At 66.4% G+C, this 14,606-nt stretch carries 16 protein-coding genes and 2 pseudogenes; 7 read left to right on the top strand and 11 right to left on the bottom strand.

Going from position 1 to position 14,606, the window contains the following annotated elements; genetic code table 11:
- Positions 1–33: 33 nt before the first annotated feature.
- From OKW27_RS04445 to OKW27_RS04435, 3 genes are all read right to left on the bottom strand, one after another.
- Entirely contained in the window at positions 34–348 is a 315-nt protein-coding gene (locus OKW27_RS04445) for a hypothetical protein (protein WP_429332670.1), read from the bottom strand.
- A gap of 137 nt (positions 349–485) precedes the next feature.
- On the bottom strand, positions 486–1,232 hold the full coding sequence (phbB, locus tag OKW27_RS04440) for an acetoacetyl-CoA reductase (protein WP_187613367.1): 747 nt from the start codon (positions 1,230–1,232) through the stop codon (positions 486–488).
- Between the two features lie 64 nt (positions 1,233–1,296).
- Positions 1,297–1,644 (bottom strand): polyketide synthase, encoded by a 348-nt coding sequence (locus tag OKW27_RS04435; RefSeq protein WP_429332669.1) that lies wholly within the window; start codon positions 1,642–1,644, stop codon positions 1,297–1,299.
- A gap of 204 nt (positions 1,645–1,848) precedes the next feature.
- Here OKW27_RS04435 and OKW27_RS04430 point away from each other — a divergent pair, with 204 nt between their 5' ends.
- Positions 1,849–2,688 carry a universal stress protein gene (locus OKW27_RS04430; protein ID WP_184069548.1) on the top strand — a complete coding sequence of 280 codons (840 nt, stop codon included), beginning with the start codon at positions 1,849–1,851 and terminating at the stop codon, positions 2,686–2,688.
- 23 nt (positions 2,689–2,711) lie between these two features.
- Positions 2,712–3,215, top strand: coding sequence for a universal stress protein (locus tag OKW27_RS04425; RefSeq protein ID WP_090810869.1), 504 nt, complete (start codon positions 2,712–2,714; stop codon positions 3,213–3,215).
- Between the two features lie 68 nt (positions 3,216–3,283).
- Here the strand turns inward: OKW27_RS04425 and OKW27_RS04420 are convergent, their stop codons facing one another.
- On the bottom strand, positions 3,284–3,745 hold the full coding sequence (locus OKW27_RS04420) for a universal stress protein (protein WP_429332668.1): 462 nt from the start codon (positions 3,743–3,745) through the stop codon (positions 3,284–3,286).
- Between the two features lie 320 nt (positions 3,746–4,065).
- On the opposite strand from OKW27_RS04420, the gene OKW27_RS04415 reads away from it, so the two are divergent.
- The 4 genes and pseudogenes from OKW27_RS04415 to OKW27_RS04400 all read left to right on the top strand — a co-directional run.
- Complete coding sequence (locus OKW27_RS04415) at positions 4,066–4,473, top strand: two-component system response regulator (protein WP_429332667.1); 408 nt, start codon at positions 4,066–4,068, stop codon at positions 4,471–4,473.
- Positions 4,474–4,489: 16 nt separating this feature from the next.
- Entirely contained in the window at positions 4,490–5,272 is a 783-nt protein-coding gene (gene fnr / locus OKW27_RS04410; protein WP_429332666.1) for a fumarate/nitrate reduction transcriptional regulator Fnr, read from the top strand.
- 122 nt (positions 5,273–5,394) lie between these two features.
- The gene (locus OKW27_RS04405; RefSeq protein ID WP_429332665.1) at positions 5,395–6,495 is read left to right on the top strand and encodes a PAS domain-containing sensor histidine kinase; all 1,101 of its coding nucleotides are present in this window, start codon (positions 5,395–5,397) and stop codon (positions 6,493–6,495) included.
- Positions 6,429–6,569, top strand: a pseudogene (locus OKW27_RS04400) (hypothetical protein); the annotation flags it as partial. The gene OKW27_RS04405 and the pseudogene OKW27_RS04400, both read left to right, overlap by 67 nt.
- On the opposite strand, the gene OKW27_RS04395 reads toward OKW27_RS04400, so the two are convergent.
- From OKW27_RS04395 to OKW27_RS04385, 3 genes are all read right to left on the bottom strand, one after another.
- Positions 6,529–6,999, bottom strand: coding sequence for a universal stress protein (locus tag OKW27_RS04395; RefSeq protein ID WP_429332664.1), 471 nt, complete (start codon positions 6,997–6,999; stop codon positions 6,529–6,531). The pseudogene OKW27_RS04400 and the gene OKW27_RS04395 sit on opposite strands and share 41 nt — an antisense overlap.
- 50 nt (positions 7,000–7,049) lie before the next feature.
- Entirely contained in the window at positions 7,050–8,051 is a 1,002-nt protein-coding gene (locus tag OKW27_RS04390) for a universal stress protein (RefSeq protein WP_429332663.1), read from the bottom strand.
- Between the two features lie 158 nt (positions 8,052–8,209).
- Positions 8,210–9,199, bottom strand: coding sequence for a zinc-dependent alcohol dehydrogenase family protein (locus OKW27_RS04385; RefSeq protein WP_429332662.1), 990 nt, complete (start codon positions 9,197–9,199; stop codon positions 8,210–8,212).
- Between the two features lie 340 nt (positions 9,200–9,539).
- Here OKW27_RS04385 and OKW27_RS04380 point away from each other — a divergent pair, with 340 nt between their 5' ends.
- Positions 9,540–9,914: a DUF3564 domain-containing protein gene (locus OKW27_RS04380; RefSeq protein ID WP_090810855.1), complete on the top strand. Its 375-nt coding sequence runs from the start codon at positions 9,540–9,542 to the stop codon at positions 9,912–9,914.
- A 52-nt stretch (positions 9,915–9,966) separates the two neighbouring features.
- On the opposite strand, the pseudogene OKW27_RS04375 reads toward OKW27_RS04380, so the two are convergent.
- The 4 genes and pseudogenes from OKW27_RS04375 to OKW27_RS04360 form a co-directional block, all read right to left on the bottom strand.
- Positions 9,967–10,081, bottom strand: a pseudogene (locus OKW27_RS04375) (RNA polymerase sigma factor); the annotation flags it as partial.
- A 55-nt stretch (positions 10,082–10,136) separates the two neighbouring features.
- Positions 10,137–11,555, bottom strand: coding sequence for an FAD-binding oxidoreductase (locus tag OKW27_RS04370; RefSeq protein ID WP_429332661.1), 1,419 nt, complete (start codon positions 11,553–11,555; stop codon positions 10,137–10,139).
- Between the two features lie 139 nt (positions 11,556–11,694).
- On the bottom strand, positions 11,695–13,242 hold the full coding sequence (locus OKW27_RS04365) for a UxaA family hydrolase (RefSeq protein WP_429332660.1): 1,548 nt from the start codon (positions 13,240–13,242) through the stop codon (positions 11,695–11,697).
- A gap of 48 nt (positions 13,243–13,290) precedes the next feature.
- Positions 13,291–14,580: an MFS transporter gene (locus OKW27_RS04360; protein ID WP_429332659.1), complete on the bottom strand. Its 1,290-nt coding sequence runs from the start codon at positions 14,578–14,580 to the stop codon at positions 13,291–13,293.
- Positions 14,581–14,606 lie beyond the last annotated feature (26 nt).

Raw genomic sequence — 14,606 nt, 5'->3', positions numbered from 1 at the left:
GAACGCCGAGCGTCACGTCACGACGCAAGTTCGTCAGTTCCCACGCTCGGTGCCGATCGCTGTTTCGAGGGTCATTTCCGCCGCATCGAACGCGCGACGGATCGCCGCTTTGGCGTCGTCGTCAGTGCAGTGCGCGACGGGCTTGAACTCGCGCGCGGGCGTGACCAGATCCAGCCTCACGTCATACAGCGGATGCGCCGATCCCGGACGCAACGCCTCGATGGCGAGATGGCAGTGCGACACGAGCGCGCCAAACCGCGCGAGACGCACCAGTTGCGCACCTGCTTCCGCTTCGAGCGGAGCGGCACCCGCAAAGCCAAGGTAGACGATCTGCATGTCGATGCCCATCTTCGCCTCCCCTTGCGAGTGTCGATCGAACCTGTTCCGCGCAGGCTCAGGGTCCAGGCGCCTGCTATGGGGCTTATCTTGTTCTTGCCAGAAAGACAGTCATTGACGTGGGTCAAGCGCGGTGAAGGCGAGCACCCTCACTGCATATGCATACCCCCGTTAATCGCAATGTCCGCACCGGTGATAAAAGCCGCCTCCTCCGAGCATAGAAACGCGATCAACGCCGCCACCTCGTCCGGACGTCCCAGCCGGCCGAGCGGAATCTGCGGCAGGATCTTCGTGTCGAGGATCTCGCGCGGCACCGCTTCGACCATCGCGGTCGCGAGATAACCGGGCGACACCGTGTTCACCGTGACGCCGTGCTTCGCGGTTTCGAGCGCAAGTGCCTTCGTGAAACCGTGCACGCCCGCTTTGGCCGCTGAATAATTGGTTTGCCCGTAGGCGCCGCGCGAACCGTTGACCGACCCCACGTTGACGATGCGGCCGTGGCGCCGCTCGAGCATGCCGGGCAACAGCGGCTTGCTCATGTTGAACAGGCCATCGAGATCGGTGCGCAGCACGGCGTCCCAGTGCTCCTTGCTCATCTTCGCGAAGCTCGTGTCGTGCGTGATGCCCGCGTTGTTGATCAGCACGTCTACCGCGCCCAGTTCGGTCAGCACGCGTTGCGCGCAGCGCGCGCATGAATCGAAGTCGGCGATGTCGGCTTCGTAAGCGTGAAAGTCGCGCCCCGTGTCGCGCTCGTGCTGCAGCCATGTCGACACGTGATCGTTGTGCGTCGAGTGCGTCACCGCGACCGTCATGCCCGCGTCATGAAGCGCCCGGCTGACCGCCGTGCCCAAACCGCCCATCCCGCCTGTGACCAATGCCACGCGATCCGTTCCCATCTGAACTCCTCCTTGCCGTGTCTGCCATTGACGGTGCGCGCGCCGGCCTTGCCGGCTCGCGCGGCTAAACGACGCCCGCGAACGGCAGCGCGTTCTGCGAGCTCCACCACCATGCGCTCAGGCCGCCCGCGAGCGGCGCGACGCCTGGCGCGATGCCGTACCCCGCCTGCCACCACGCATACCAGGCGGCGCAAGCGCGGTTGGCCTCGCCGAACCAGTCCGCCTCACGCTGCGCGACGAAAGCGATCGACTTGCTCCAGTCGGCGAAGCACCGCTCGGCGTACTCGTGTGCCGCGCCCTGTGCGGTCTGATACGCCGCCGCGTAGTCGAGCCAGCCTTCGGGCGGTCCGGACGCCGTCGAGGTCCATGGTGAAGCGGGGCGCCCGGGCGGCGCATCGGATTCGGAAATCATGATCGCTGCCCTCCAGAGCACAGCATAGGATTGCCAGGCGCGGTTGCAAACCGTCGAGCGTGCCTGCCACTGTATTGAACGCGCGGCGGCCCGCGCTTGATCTGCATCAACAGCCGCGGCCGCCGGGCCCTTAGACTCCATTTGACGACGGGCTCGAGCCTGCTTGCGCCCGTTTCCCCACGTTTCTGTCACGGAGCTTTGGCGATGAGCTACAAAAGCATTCTCGTTCACCTCGATACGAGCGTTCGTGCACATCCGCGCCTCGAAATCGCATTGCAGCTCGCACACCGCTTTCATGCGACGCTGACCGGCCTGTTTTCGACGTACGTGCCACCGCGGCACGCGTTCTTCGTGATGGCCGGCACCGCCGACTACTACGCGGAGCACGAGCGTCTGCGGCACGAGCGTGCCAGCGCGCTCGAGCGGCTGTTTCGTGCGGAACTCGCGCGCGCGAACGTCGACGGTCATTGGATCGCCGCGAACGGCTACGCGAACGACGTCGTGCCGCCCTATGCGCGTCTCGCCGATCTGATCGTGCTCGGGCAGACCGATCCGACCGATCCCGAGGCGTTCGTCGCCGAACAGTTCGTCGAGCACGTCGTGCTGTCGGCCGGGCGGCCGGTGCTGCTGGTGCCGTCGGGCGGCACTTTCGCGGCGCCCGGCCGCCACGTGCTGATCGCGTGGGACGGCAGCCGCGAAGCCACCCGCGCGATCCACGACGCGCTGCCGTTCCTCGCGCACGCGTCCAAAGTGACGCTGCTGACGGTTCATTCATCGGGCGATCGTCCGCCGCGCGACACGGTTCCGGGCGACGACATCGCACTCACCGTCGCACGTCACGGCGTCAAGATCGACGTGCGCGAACTGAGCGTCGCGGACGGCACGCCGGTCGGCGACGCGCTGCTGTCGCAGGCGGCCGACCTCGGCTGCGACATGATCGTGATGGGCGCCTACGCGCATTCGCGTCTGCACGAAGTCGTACTGGGCGGCGCGACGCGCACGATGCTCGAGTCGATGACCGTGCCGGTGCTGTTGTCGCACTGAAGTGACCGCTTAAGGAGTCCGCCATGTTTCACCGCCTACTCGTCGCGCTCGATGGCAGCGACACCGCCTCCCGTGCGTTCGACGCCGCGCTGACCCTTGCCGCCGAATCGGGCGCCGAGCTGCAGCCGCTGTACGTGATCGACGTGCCCGTCATCGCCTACGACGCGCCCGGCTTCGACCCTTGCGTGATCCAGGACGCCTTCATCGAGGAAGGCAAGCGGATCGCGGCCGATGCCCAGAGCCGGATGACCGCGCGCGGGATCAAGGGCACGGCCCGCACCGTCGAAGCCGCGATCACTGGCGAAGACGTCGCGCATCGCATCGTCGAGGCGGCGCTCGAATGGCACGCCGACGCGATCGTGATGGGCACGCACGGCCGCCGTGGTGTTCAACGACTGATGCTCGGCAGCGTCGCCGAGCGCGTACTGCGCAGCGCCAGCTGCCCGGTGCTGATGGTTCCCGCGCACGCGAACGGCGCGACGCGCGATCGGTCAGTCCCGGCCTGCGCCGAAAACGAACTCACCTGAGCCGCGAAAACCGGGCTGCTGCGCGGCCGCTCCCGCGCGATCGCGCCACGGCTGCGCGACGCGGCGCTTCAGGGCCGCGCGCGCCCGGGTTCGTCATGCCGCACGATCAGCACCGGCTTGTCGGTCGCACGCACGAGCGACTCCGCGACGCTGCCGAGCAGAAAGCGCTGCACGCCGTGGCGGCCGTGCGTGCCCATCACGATCAGATCGGCTTCGATTTCGTCGGCGACGCGCGCGAGCACCGCGGACACGCTTTCGGCGTACGCGTCGATCACCCGCACGCCGCCGGGCACCTGCGCCTCGCGCATCAACTCGCGCGGTGCATCGAGCGCGCGGCTGGCGAATTCTTGCGCCGCGGTCGCCGGTTCCGGCTCGAAAGCCACATCGGCATTGTCCGACCACTTGCCGTGCCCTACCACGCAGCAGGCTTCGAGTGTGGCGCCCGTCAGCTTCGCGAGCTTCAGCGCCTCGGCAAAGGCGCGCTGCGCGCTGGGACTGTCGTCGAGCGCAACCAGAATTCGTGCATACATGTTGGACTCCCTGTGAAAGCGCTGGCATGAACCGAAGCGGTGCCGTCGCGTGTCCGCGCCGACAGTGTGAAGCGCGCGCCGCCGCGCGGCTTGACGCAGGTCAATGGGTCTTTATCGGCTCGTTCCGTGATTACTTGATCAACTGCATGCCTGCGACTTTCGAAGCCGTCACGTCGAAAGTAGCCGTGTACTCGCACTCGGCTACATACCCCATCGCCAGCCATGCACTAGGAATATTCCTACAACACTACCCGAACTCCTAGCGCCGCTTAAATCCCCGCCGATATATTTCTGAGATGAGGTCGCCAATACTGGTCGGTATGGACACCGCCCCGCCAGCCACCTTATCGAGAGTCTTCCTCGTCGACGATGCGACCGAGGTCCGGCGCCGGCTTGCTTGCCTGATCGCGCTGATTCCCGGCATCGAAATCGCCGGCGAGTCCGCCGGCGTCGAGCACACGTTCGACGACATCGTCGCGAGTCGCGCCGATGTCGCGGTGCTGGACCCGTGCTTCTCGGGCAAGACCAATCTGCTGCTGCTCGCGGCGCTGTCGCGGGTGCGGCCGTCCATCGTCAGCATCGTGTTGACCAATCATTGCACGACGGCGTTTCGCCGAGCGTGCGAAGCGGCGGGCGCCGACTTCTGCTTCGACAAGACCTCGGAGTTCGAACTCGCCTGCCGTGCCATCGAAGCGATTGCCTATGCGCGTCGTGCGCATCCGGTCTGAGCGCCAGGAGCCGAGCATGCAAGTTGCCACAGTCTGTGAACCCCGCCACGACGCGCCCCGCACTTCGCACGTCGTACCGATCCACGTCGTGCCACGCACCGCGGCCACACGCTACGCCGTGACGCGCTGCTCCACCTGCGCGATGCGCGCGATCTGCATGCCGCCCGAGCTGACATCCGACGAACTGAGCCGACTCGACACGTTGATCTGCTCGACGCGCTCGATCAAACGCGGTGACGCGCTGTATCGCGCGGGCGACGCGTTTCAAAGCATCTACGCGATCCGCGCCGGATCGTTCAAGACCGTGGTCATGCATCGCGACGGCCGCGAGCACGTGACTGGCTTCCAGATCGCCGGCGACTCGCTCGGCCTCGACGGCATCGGCGAGGGCAAGCAGAATTGCGATGCGATCGCGCTCGAAGACAGCGTCGTGTGCATCATTCCGTTCGCGCAGCTCGAGGCGATCTGTCGCGAGATGAAGCCGATGCAGCATCACATCTACCAGATGATGAGCAGCGAGATCGTGCGCGAATCGAGCCAGATGATGCTGCTCGGCACGATGAGCGCCGAACAGCGCGTCGCGACGTTTCTGCTGAATCTGTCGAAGCGCTTCAAGGCGCGCGGCTTTTCCGCGGCGGAGTTTCATTTGCGCATGACCCGCGAGGAAATCGGCTGCTTTCTGGGCATGAAGCTCGAAACGGTGAGCCGGATGTTCTCGAAGTTCCAGCGCGAGCGCCTCGTCAAGGCGAACGGCAAAACGATCCGCATCGAAGACGCGGAAGGACTGGCTCGGGTTTGAACGCCGACGCGACGCTCGCCTCACGTTCGTTCGCGGGACATGCCGGGTGGAACAAGCGCTCCCGAACTGATATAACTCGGTGCATTGCGGTGCGCGACCTTGCGTGACCACCCGGAGGAGCGATGGGTCTGTCGAGCGGCGAGTCTTCCTGCTTCACCAGTGCGGCGTCCGTGTCGGATGGGCCCGTCGAGGATCGCTTTTTCATGTTGATCGATGCGGTTCAGGACTATGCGATCTTCATGCTCGACGTGTCCGGCCGCGTGACCAGCTGGAATCCCGGCGCACAGCGCATCAAGGGCTACACGCCCGAAGAAATCATCGGCCAGCATTTCTCGAAGTTCTATACCCCGGAAGACATCGCGGCCGGCAAGCCCGCCCGCGAACTGGAAATCGCCGCAGCCGTAGGCCGCACCGAGGACGAAGGCTGGCGCGTACGTCGCGACGGCTCGCGTTTCTGGGCCAACGTGGTCGTTTCCGCCGTGCACGACGCGTCGGGCGCGCTGCTCGGCTTCGCCAAGATCACGCGCGACCTGACCGAACGTATGCGCCTCGCGGAACTCGAACGCGCGGATCAGGTATCCACCCACGTGCAGATCGCCCGCGAAAACGAGCAGAAACGTATGGCGCGCGAACTGCACGACGATCTCGGCCAACGGCTGACCGCGCTGAAAATGAGCGTCGCGCTGCTCGAAGCGAAGCTGAAAAGCCAGGCCGACACCGAGCCGCTGGCCGCGCAGACGCATGAACTGCAAAAGCAGATCGACTGGATGGCCGCTTCGCTGCGGCGTATCGCCGCCGATCTGCGGCCCCCGCTGCTCGACGACCTCGGGCTCGCCGCCGCGCTCGACTGGCTGGCCGAAGACTTCACGAAACGCTACGACGTGCGCTCGAGCGTGCATCTCGAACCGGCCGAGCCGGTGTGCGGCGAATTCGCGGCGACGGCGCTGTTTCGCATCGTTCAGGAGGCGTTGACGAACGTCGCGCGGCACGCCAAGGCCAGCCGCGTACGCATCGACATGACCTGCGCGGACCCCATCGTATCGCTCGATATCGAGGATGACGGCGTGGGTGTCGCGCTGGATCGGTCGCAGGGAACAGATTCATTCGGTTTGCTCGGCATTCGCGAACGCGTGCGGCAATTGCGCGGCAACGTGTCGTTCACCAGCTCGCCGGGCCATGGCTTCAGGATCTCGATCCAGATACCGGCCGACGCGCTCGCGTAATGCTCACGCGCTGCCGCGCCCCGCTGTCGCGGGTTACTCTGCTGGCGCATCCTCGGTGCTTGGCTCGCGCATGAGCAGCACCGGACAGGTCGAGAAACGCAGCACCCGCTCCGCCACGCTGCCGATCACGAGGCGCCGCACGCCGCGTCGCCCATGCGTGCCCAGCACAAGCAGATCGGCGTGGATCTGCTCGCCGTGGCGCAGCACGATCGCGGCGACGTCGTCGGACAGGCTCTCCGACTCGATCATTTCAGGGCGGCAAGGCACATCGGCGCCGGCGCAGGCCTGTTCGGCCTCCTCCAGCACCAATTGGCCGTCCTGGCGCAAGGCTTCGACGAGCGTGAGCGGGTCGTAATAGCCGGCATAGGAAAAGAGCGGCGTCTTGTCGACCACATAAACCGGATGCACGACGCCCTTCGTCAACGCGGCGAGATTCACCGCTTCTTTCAGCGCGCGTTTCGAGAAAGTACTGCCGTCTAGCGCGACGAGGATATGTTGGTACATGCCGATTCTCCACCGAGGTTGGATTTGTCAACGCGCGTGGCGCGCCCCTGCTACAGATAAAAGGGGCCGCCCGGACTGCCCGGATACGGCTCCCGCCACTCGCCGTGCGGCACGTCGTCCGCCCGCAACGACGACGCGCCGCGCGGACACACGAGCACGGGACACGCCGCGTCGCGCAGCGCGCGCGACGTCACGTGCCCCGGCAACGGGTGCGGCGCGCCGCGCATGCCGTGCGAACCCATCACGATCAGGTCCGCGTGCCAGCGTTGCGCTTCGTCGAGAATCGCGCTCGACGCATCGCCGCAATCATCGTCGAACTCGAGCAACGCGGTTTCGGCCGCGCGCCGGCTTTGTTCGAGCATCGCCGCGCCGCGCCGCAAGACATCGATTCGATGCTGCGACACGACTTCGAACGGCAGCCATTCGCACCACGCGAAGCGGTCGTCGGCCGCGTAGACGACCTTGATGCGCGCGTCGGGCGGCGCTACCGCGAGCGCGGTGCGCAGCGCGTCGAGCGCGGTGTCGCTGCCATCGATCGCGACCAGCACGCGGCTCACCGCCGAGGCATCGCTCGCGTCGGTCGACCTCGCCGGCATGTACAGCACCGGACGCCCGATCGACGCGACCAGTTCCTCGGGATCGATACGGCTGTCCCAGCGATGTTCACGCGGATGCGCGGCCACCGCGACCAGATCCGCGTCCCATTGCGTCGCCGTGTGGGCGAGCGCTTCGGCCGCGCCCTGATGCAGCGCGGTGAGATCGACGATCTCGGCGTCGGTCGCCGCGACGACGCCGTGCAACGCGATCACCGCGTCGCGCAGCGCGGCCTGCGCGCCGTGCAGCATCGCGCGATGCGCCTCGCACCAGTCCGGATAGCTGAGCATCAGCGTCGGATAAAGCGCGGCAGGATTGCAAACGATATCGACGAGACGAAAGCGCGCATCCGCCGCGACCAACTGCCGGGCGACGCGCGTGCCGAGCGGCAGTCCGCTGCCGCCCGCGGACGCGATCATCACGCGGTGGAAGGTGTTGCGCCCGGCAGCAGTGTTCATCGGCTCTCCTCGGATCGTCGCACCGCGAGGCGGCGCGTCAACCGCGTCGCTTCACACCTCGGCCCGTGACGGGAACGCCAACGGTTCGCGCTTACATGATGAACGCCGACGCGCCGCGCGGCTTGATCTGTATCAAGCGCCAACGGCTCGCTAGCGGATCACGGGCGGACCGCGAGCACGGCCGCGCCGGTCAGGTTGCCGTTGCGCAGATCGTCGAGCGCGCGGTTCGCGTCGCGCAACGCGTAAGTCGTGGTCTCGATCGCGAGCTGCGTCTCGGCGGCGCTGCGCATGAACTGAAGCCCATCGTCGCGGGTCAGATTCGCGACCGACACCACGCGCCGCTCGCCCCACAGAAACGCGTACGGGAACGACGGAATGTCGCTCATATGAATGCCGCCGCACACCACCACGCCACCTTTCGCGACCGCCTGCAACGCCAGCGGCACCAGTGCGCCGACCGGCGCGAACAGCAGCGCGGCGTCGAGTTCGCCGGGCGGTGCCTCGTCGCTGCCGCCGGCCCATGCCGCGCCGAGGCGCAGCGCGAGTTGCTGGGCCGCGTGGTCGCCGGGACGCGTGAACGCATAGACGGTGCGCTGCTGGTGACGCGCCACCTGCGCGACGAGATGCGCGGCCGCGCCGAAACCGTAGATGCCGATCCGTTCGGCGTCGCCCGCCATGCTCAACGTGCGATAGCCGATCAGACCCGCGCACAGCAGCGGCGCGGCCTCGACATCGCTGTAGTGCGGCGGCAGATGAAAGCAGTAGCGGCTGTCGGCGACCGTGCGCTCGGCGTAGCCGCCGTCGATCGTGTAGCCGGTGAAGCCAGCGTCGTCGCAGAGATTTTCGCGGGCGGACAGACAGTAGCGGCAGTGGCCGCAGGTGCGCCCGACCCACGGCACGCCGACCCGCTCGCCCACCGTGAAACCGCTGACGCCCGCGCCCAATTCGGCCACCACGCCGACGATTTCGTGGCCGGGAATCACCGGCCGCTTTGGATGCTCGAGCTCGCGGTCGACCAGATGCAGGTCCGTGCGGCACACGCCGCACGCATGAACGTCGATCAGGATCTCCCCGGCACCGGGCCGCGGATCAGGCACTTCCCGCTCGGTCAGCGTCGCCGAGCTGCCGTCGAACACCATCGCTCGCATCGGGTTCTCCTTCAGATGCTTCGGCGGCGACAAGCTGCCGTCATGGCGGACAGCGAAGCGCGCGCCGTTCTCATCAGCGTAGGCGCGCCATTGTGTCGCGCGATCGGCCCGCGCCGTAGACCGTTTGATCGAAGTCAATAAGGGGCGTTTCGCCGCCCGTACACTGATCTTATTCCTGATACGGGAGTACGTGCCGTGATTGCGCGAATCCGAAACTGTCTGCTCGTGTGCTCGGCGTGCGCTTAGCCAATAAGGACTCGATGCGCACGCAGCGGGCCCGCTGCCGACGCGCGATGGCGCCGGCAATGCGAATCAGTTGTATACATTGCGGAGACATGTCATGCGTTTGACTGTTCATCTCGACACGTTCGATCGTGTCAACCCGATGGCCTTCGCCATTCTCTGGCTCGACAAGGACACGCGGCAATGGTCGCGCGAAGGTCATTTCGGGCTCGAGTTGCCCGAATGGGGCGCGTTGCATATGGATTGCGGCAATACGCTCGTGTGCGCGCCGCATAGCTCCGCGCCGGTCTGCGTGCTCGAGGGGCTCGATCTGAATCAGCTCGACGGGCCGTTCGAAGGCGAGGTCGGCCGCGTGCAGTGGTGCGCCGAGCACGGCCGCATCCTCGCGAGCGGCCACTGGCGCGTGCAATGCATCGACGTCGAACGGACGGCACCGGAAAACGGCGTATTCGCAACCGGCGAAGACGCCTGAATCGGCACAGCTCCGGCGTACCGCGTCGCCGATGCCATGACGCGCCGCCGGATATTTTCGTTAGTACGCTCGCAACGATGCGATCGCTGCGCCCCGCCGAATTCGAACACGTCGCGCTCGGCGAGATCGAGTGCCTGAGCAAGCGACTCGCGCAACATGCTGCGCGCGTTCCCGAGCGGCTGAAAGCGCCGTGGCTGCGCACGCAGATTCGCGCCGCGCACACTACATCGCGATCACCTTGCCAGGGTTCAGGAGATTGTGCGGATCGAGCGCGAGCTTGATCGCCTTCATCGCGGCGAGTTCGGCCGGCGAGCGTGACAGGCCGAGCACGCCCAGCTTCTCCTCGCCGATCCCATGCTCGGCCGATACCGAGCCGCCCATATCCCCCGTCAGTTTATAGACGACGCGCTTGACGTCGTCGATGGCCTCGTCGGTCCAGCCAGGTTCTTGCACCACTACGTGCAGATTGCCGTCGCCGAGATGCCCATAGACGAGGATCGTCGCTTGCGGCCAGCGCGCGCGCAACCGCTCGTCGCAGCGCTGCGCCGCGTCGCCCGCCTGCGCGACCGCGAAGCTGATGTCGAACGAGATGCGTCCCGGGATCAGGCGCGGATATTCGGCTGGCGCGTCGCGAATCGCCCAGAACGCCGCGGCGTCCGCGTCCGATTGCGCGATTGCGGCGTCGGCGATCACGCCGGCGTTCAACATGTCGGCGAGGAATTCCTCGAAAGCCGCCGACTGCCGTTCCGGGTCCGCGCCGCAAGTCTCGAGCAATACGTAGTAGGCGTGATCGCTCGCGAGCGGCACGCGCAGTTCGGGCAGGCGTTGCCGCACGAAGTCGCAATAGCTCGGCCACATGACCTCGAACGCGGACACGCCGGCCGGCAGCCGCTCCTGCGCGCGGCCGAGCAGCGTGGTCACCGCCGCGTAGTCCGTCATGCCGCACCATGCGGTCGAGATCGCGCGCGGCTTGGCCCGCAGGCGCAGCACCGCGCGCGTGATGACCGCGAGCGTGCCCTCGCTGCCCGTCAGCAGGTTGCGCAGGTCGTAGCCGGTATTGTTCTTGATCATCTTGCGCTCGCCGCCGATCACGCTGCCGTCGGCGAGCACCGCTTCGACGTCGAGCACCTGGTCGCGCATCATCCCGTAGCGGATCACGCGATTGCCGCCCGCATTGGTCGCGATGTTGCCGCCGATCGTGCAACTGCCGCGCGCGCCGAGGTCGAGCGCGAACATGAAGCCGGCGTGATCGGCCGCTTCCTGCACGACCTGCAGCGGTGTGCCCGCGAACACGGTCATCGTCGCGCTGACCGGATCGATGTCGATGACGCCGTTCATCCGATCGACGCTCAGCGCGACCTCCCCGCCAAGCACGCAGGCACCGCCCGCGTGCCCGGTCATGCCGCCTTGCGTGACGACCGGCTGCCGGAATTGATGGCAGATTCTGAGCGCGGTGGCGACCTCTTCGGTCGTGCGCGGGCGGATCAGCGCGATCGGATCGGTCGATGGCGTGCCGCTCCAGTCCGCGAACCGCCGCCCGCCAAATTCGGCCGGCAGGCTCACGATGTCAGCGCCGAGCGCCGCGCGCAGCGCGGCGACGGCTTCGTTACCGCGGGTCGCGGAGATCGGTTCCTGCTGCATCGGATATCTCCAGTTCGTCAGACGGGCAGAGCCGCTGCGCGCGCTTCACCTCGCGGCCTGAATGAAGGCGGCGTTCCAATTGCATCCTCCAACGCGTGATCCGTTCGGCTATTCGGTCGTGTCGCTGCAATGCACCCGCTCAGGTCACCACGCCGACCTGCCACGGCACGAACTCGCTTTGCCCATAGCCGTGCAGCTCGCTCTTCGTGCGCGTGCCGGACGCGCAGTCGAGCATCATGCGAAAGATCGCTTCGCCGAGTTCGTCGATGCTCGCGCTGCCGTCGACCACACCGCCGCAATTGATATCGATGTCGTCCTGCTGGCGCTCCCACAACGCGGTGTTGGTCGCCAGCTTCAATGACGGCGACGGCGCGCAGCCATAGGCGGAGCCGCGCCCGGTCGTGAAGCAGATCAGGTTCGCGCCCGAGGCGACCTGTCCCGTCGCCGACACCGGATCGTAGCCGGGCGAATCCATGAATACGAAGCCCTTCGCGGCGATCGGCTGCGCGTATTCGTAGACGTCGACCAGATTCGTCGTGCCGCCCTTCGCGACCGCGCCGAGCGATTTTTCGAGGATCGTCGTCAGGCCGCCCACCTTGTTGCCCGCCGATGGGTTGTTGTCCATCGCGCCGCCATTGCGCGCGCAATAGTCCTGCCACCATGCGATGCGCGCGAGCAGCTTGTCGCCGACCGCGGCGCTCACCGCACGCCGCGTCAGCAGATGCTCGGCGCCGTAGATTTCCGGCGTCTCCGACAGGATCGCGGTGCCGCCGTGCCGCACGAGCCGATCGACCGCGGCGCCGAGCGCCGGATTCGCGGAGATGCCAGAGTAGCCGTCCGAGCCGCCGCATTGCAGACCGACGCATAGATGCGAAGCCGGCACCGGCACGCGCTGCACGCGGTTCGCGTCGGCGAGCATCTCGCGCACCATCGCGATACCGAGTTCGATCGTCTTGCGCGTACCGCCGCTGTCCTGGATCGTGAAGCTGCGCAGCTTCGTCGTGCTGGCGTCGAGACCGCCCGCGGCGAGCACGCCGTCGATCTGATTCGTCTCGCAGCCTAGGCCGACGAACAGCGCCGACGCGAAGTTCGGATGCACCGCGTAACCGGCCAGCGTGCGACGCAGGATCGCAATGCCCTCGCCTTGCATGTCGATGCCGCAGCCGAGCCCGTGCGTCAAGGCGATCACGCCGTCGACGTTCGGATAGTCGGCGAGCGCGTCGGGACGCACGTCGCGCCGGAAATGATCGGCAATCGCGCGCGCGACCGTCGCCGAGCAGTTCACACTGGTCAGAATGCCGATGTAATTGCGCGTCGCGATGCGGCCGTCGTCGCGGCGAATGCCCATGAAATGCGCGGGTTCCTCGACGTAGACGGTCGGCTGCGCATCGACGCCGAACGCGTGCTCGCGCGCGAACTCCGACATGCCGAGATTGTGCGTGTGGACATGCTGGCCGCGCGCGATCGCCTCACGCGCGACGCCGATGATCTGGTTGTAGCGCTTGACCGGCTCGCCTTGCGCGATGTTGCGCGTCGCGATCTTGTGCCCCGGTGGAATCAGTCCGGCGACGACCAGTTGTTCCGCCTCGATGCGCGTGCCCGGCAGCAACTGCCGGGTCGCGATGATGACGTCGTCGCCGGGGTGCAGGCGGATGATCGCGGACGCGACGCTAGCTTGAGTCGACATGAAAAGCCTCGAAAACAGGGTTATCCGTATGCGTTGACACAGAATACGTCAGATCGTGGAGCCCGCGCCCTTCGGCAGATCGCGGCTTTCCGATTCCAGCGACAGCGGCTCGATGCGTCCCACGATGAAAAGATAGCTGAACGCGCCGAGAAAGCAGAAGCCGCCCGCGACGACGAGCGGGATCGTGAACGAGCCCTTCGTCATCGCGACCATCACGCCGGTGAACGTCGTGATCACGATCCCCGCCAGATTCGACGCAAAGTTCTGGATGCCGCCGATCGACGCGACATGGCGCGGTGTCGGCGCGACGTCGCAGGGCAGCGACCAGATGCTCGCCGCGGCGAACGCGAGGCTGCCATAGGCGATACCGAAGAACGCGAGCATCAGATAGGTGTTCTCCGTGAACGCCGACAGCGTGATCACTGACGACACCAGCATGCCACCGACCATGCAGGTCTTGCGCGCAGCCGTCAGGCTCCAGCCGCGCCGGAACAGCGCGTCGGACACATAGCCGCCGAGCCAGCCGCCTGGAATCGCGATCAGCGCCGGAATCATGCCGAGCGTGCCGAGCGATTTCAGCGAGAAGCCGCGCGTCTGCACGAGATAGCTCGGAAACCACGTAATGAAGAAGTAGATCACGAAGTTCAGGCAGAAGAAGCCGAGCATCATGCCCCACAGCGTGCGATGGCGAAACAGCGATGCCCACGTCACGTTGTCCTGGCCGCCTCTCGCTTGAGCCGCCGGCGCAGCGTTGCGCGCGGTCTCCATCGCGTCCTGCACGGGATTCCGATAGATCACGAACCAGCCGACGATCCACACCGCGCCGAGCAAGCCGGTGAGGACAAAGGCGGCCTTCCATCCGAGCGTGCCGATGATCAGCGCGACCACGGGAATCGACAGCGCGGAGCCGACCCGCGAGCCGCTATCGAAGATGCTGGTCGCGATCGCGCGCTCCTTGGGCTCGAACCATTGGCTGACGAGCTTCGTGCAGGACGGATACGCGCCCGCCTCGCCGACGCCGAGCAACAGGCGGCAGCCGAACATGCCCGCGACGCTGGTCGTGACCGCGGTGGCCGCGGTAAACACCGACCACCACCCGACCGCGAGCGGCAACGCGATGCGCGCGCCGACACGATCGACGAACCAGCCGAACGGCATCTGCATCAACGCGTAGGTCCAGAAGAATCCGCTCAGGATGAAGCCCATCTCGGCGGGGCCGATGCCGAGCGCCTTTTCGATTTGCGGCGCGGCGACCGCGAGATTCGCACGATCGACGTAGTTCACCGCGATCGCGAGAAAGCACAGAAAAATCACTACCCAACGCATCTTCTTCTTCATGAAACCGTCTCCTCCTGGGCTGGCAT

Source organism: Paraburkholderia sp. 35.1 (genome assembly GCF_050436525.1).
GTDB lineage: Bacteria > Pseudomonadota > Gammaproteobacteria > Burkholderiales > Burkholderiaceae > Paraburkholderia > Paraburkholderia tuberum.
The sequence above is the reverse complement of the archived record's forward strand: the minus strand, read 5'-3'. Positions and strand labels throughout refer to the sequence as shown.

Coding starts and splice junctions, on each gene's coding strand:
- fnr (WP_429332666.1), top strand. CDS start 4,490: ATGCAAGTTGCCACAGTCTGTGAACCCCGCCACGACGCGCCCCGCACT.
- OKW27_RS04405 (WP_429332665.1), top strand. CDS start 5,395: ATGGGTCTGTCGAGCGGCGAGTCTTCCTGCTTCACCAGTGCGGCGTCC.
- OKW27_RS04360 (WP_429332659.1), bottom strand. CDS start 14,580: ATGAAGAAGAAGATGCGTTGGGTAGTGATTTTTCTGTGCTTTCTCGCG.
- OKW27_RS04425 (WP_090810869.1), top strand. CDS start 2,712: ATGTTTCACCGCCTACTCGTCGCGCTCGATGGCAGCGACACCGCCTCC.
- OKW27_RS04365 (WP_429332660.1), bottom strand. CDS start 13,242: ATGTCGACTCAAGCTAGCGTCGCGTCCGCGATCATCCGCCTGCACCCC.
- OKW27_RS04415 (WP_429332667.1), top strand. CDS start 4,066: ATGGACACCGCCCCGCCAGCCACCTTATCGAGAGTCTTCCTCGTCGAC.
- OKW27_RS04435 (WP_429332669.1), bottom strand. CDS start 1,644: ATGATTTCCGAATCCGATGCGCCGCCCGGGCGCCCCGCTTCACCATGG.
- phbB (WP_187613367.1), bottom strand. CDS start 1,232: ATGGGAACGGATCGCGTGGCATTGGTCACAGGCGGGATGGGCGGTTTG.
- OKW27_RS04395 (WP_429332664.1), bottom strand. CDS start 6,999: ATGTACCAACATATCCTCGTCGCGCTAGACGGCAGTACTTTCTCGAAA.
- OKW27_RS04385 (WP_429332662.1), bottom strand. CDS start 9,199: ATGCGAGCGATGGTGTTCGACGGCAGCTCGGCGACGCTGACCGAGCGG.
- OKW27_RS04380 (WP_090810855.1), top strand. CDS start 9,540: ATGCGTTTGACTGTTCATCTCGACACGTTCGATCGTGTCAACCCGATG.
- OKW27_RS04420 (WP_429332668.1), bottom strand. CDS start 3,745: ATGTATGCACGAATTCTGGTTGCGCTCGACGACAGTCCCAGCGCGCAG.
- OKW27_RS04445 (WP_429332670.1), bottom strand. CDS start 348: ATGGGCATCGACATGCAGATCGTCTACCTTGGCTTTGCGGGTGCCGCT.
- OKW27_RS04390 (WP_429332663.1), bottom strand. CDS start 8,051: ATGAACACTGCTGCCGGGCGCAACACCTTCCACCGCGTGATGATCGCG.
- OKW27_RS04430 (WP_184069548.1), top strand. CDS start 1,849: ATGAGCTACAAAAGCATTCTCGTTCACCTCGATACGAGCGTTCGTGCA.
- OKW27_RS04370 (WP_429332661.1), bottom strand. CDS start 11,555: ATGCAGCAGGAACCGATCTCCGCGACCCGCGGTAACGAAGCCGTCGCC.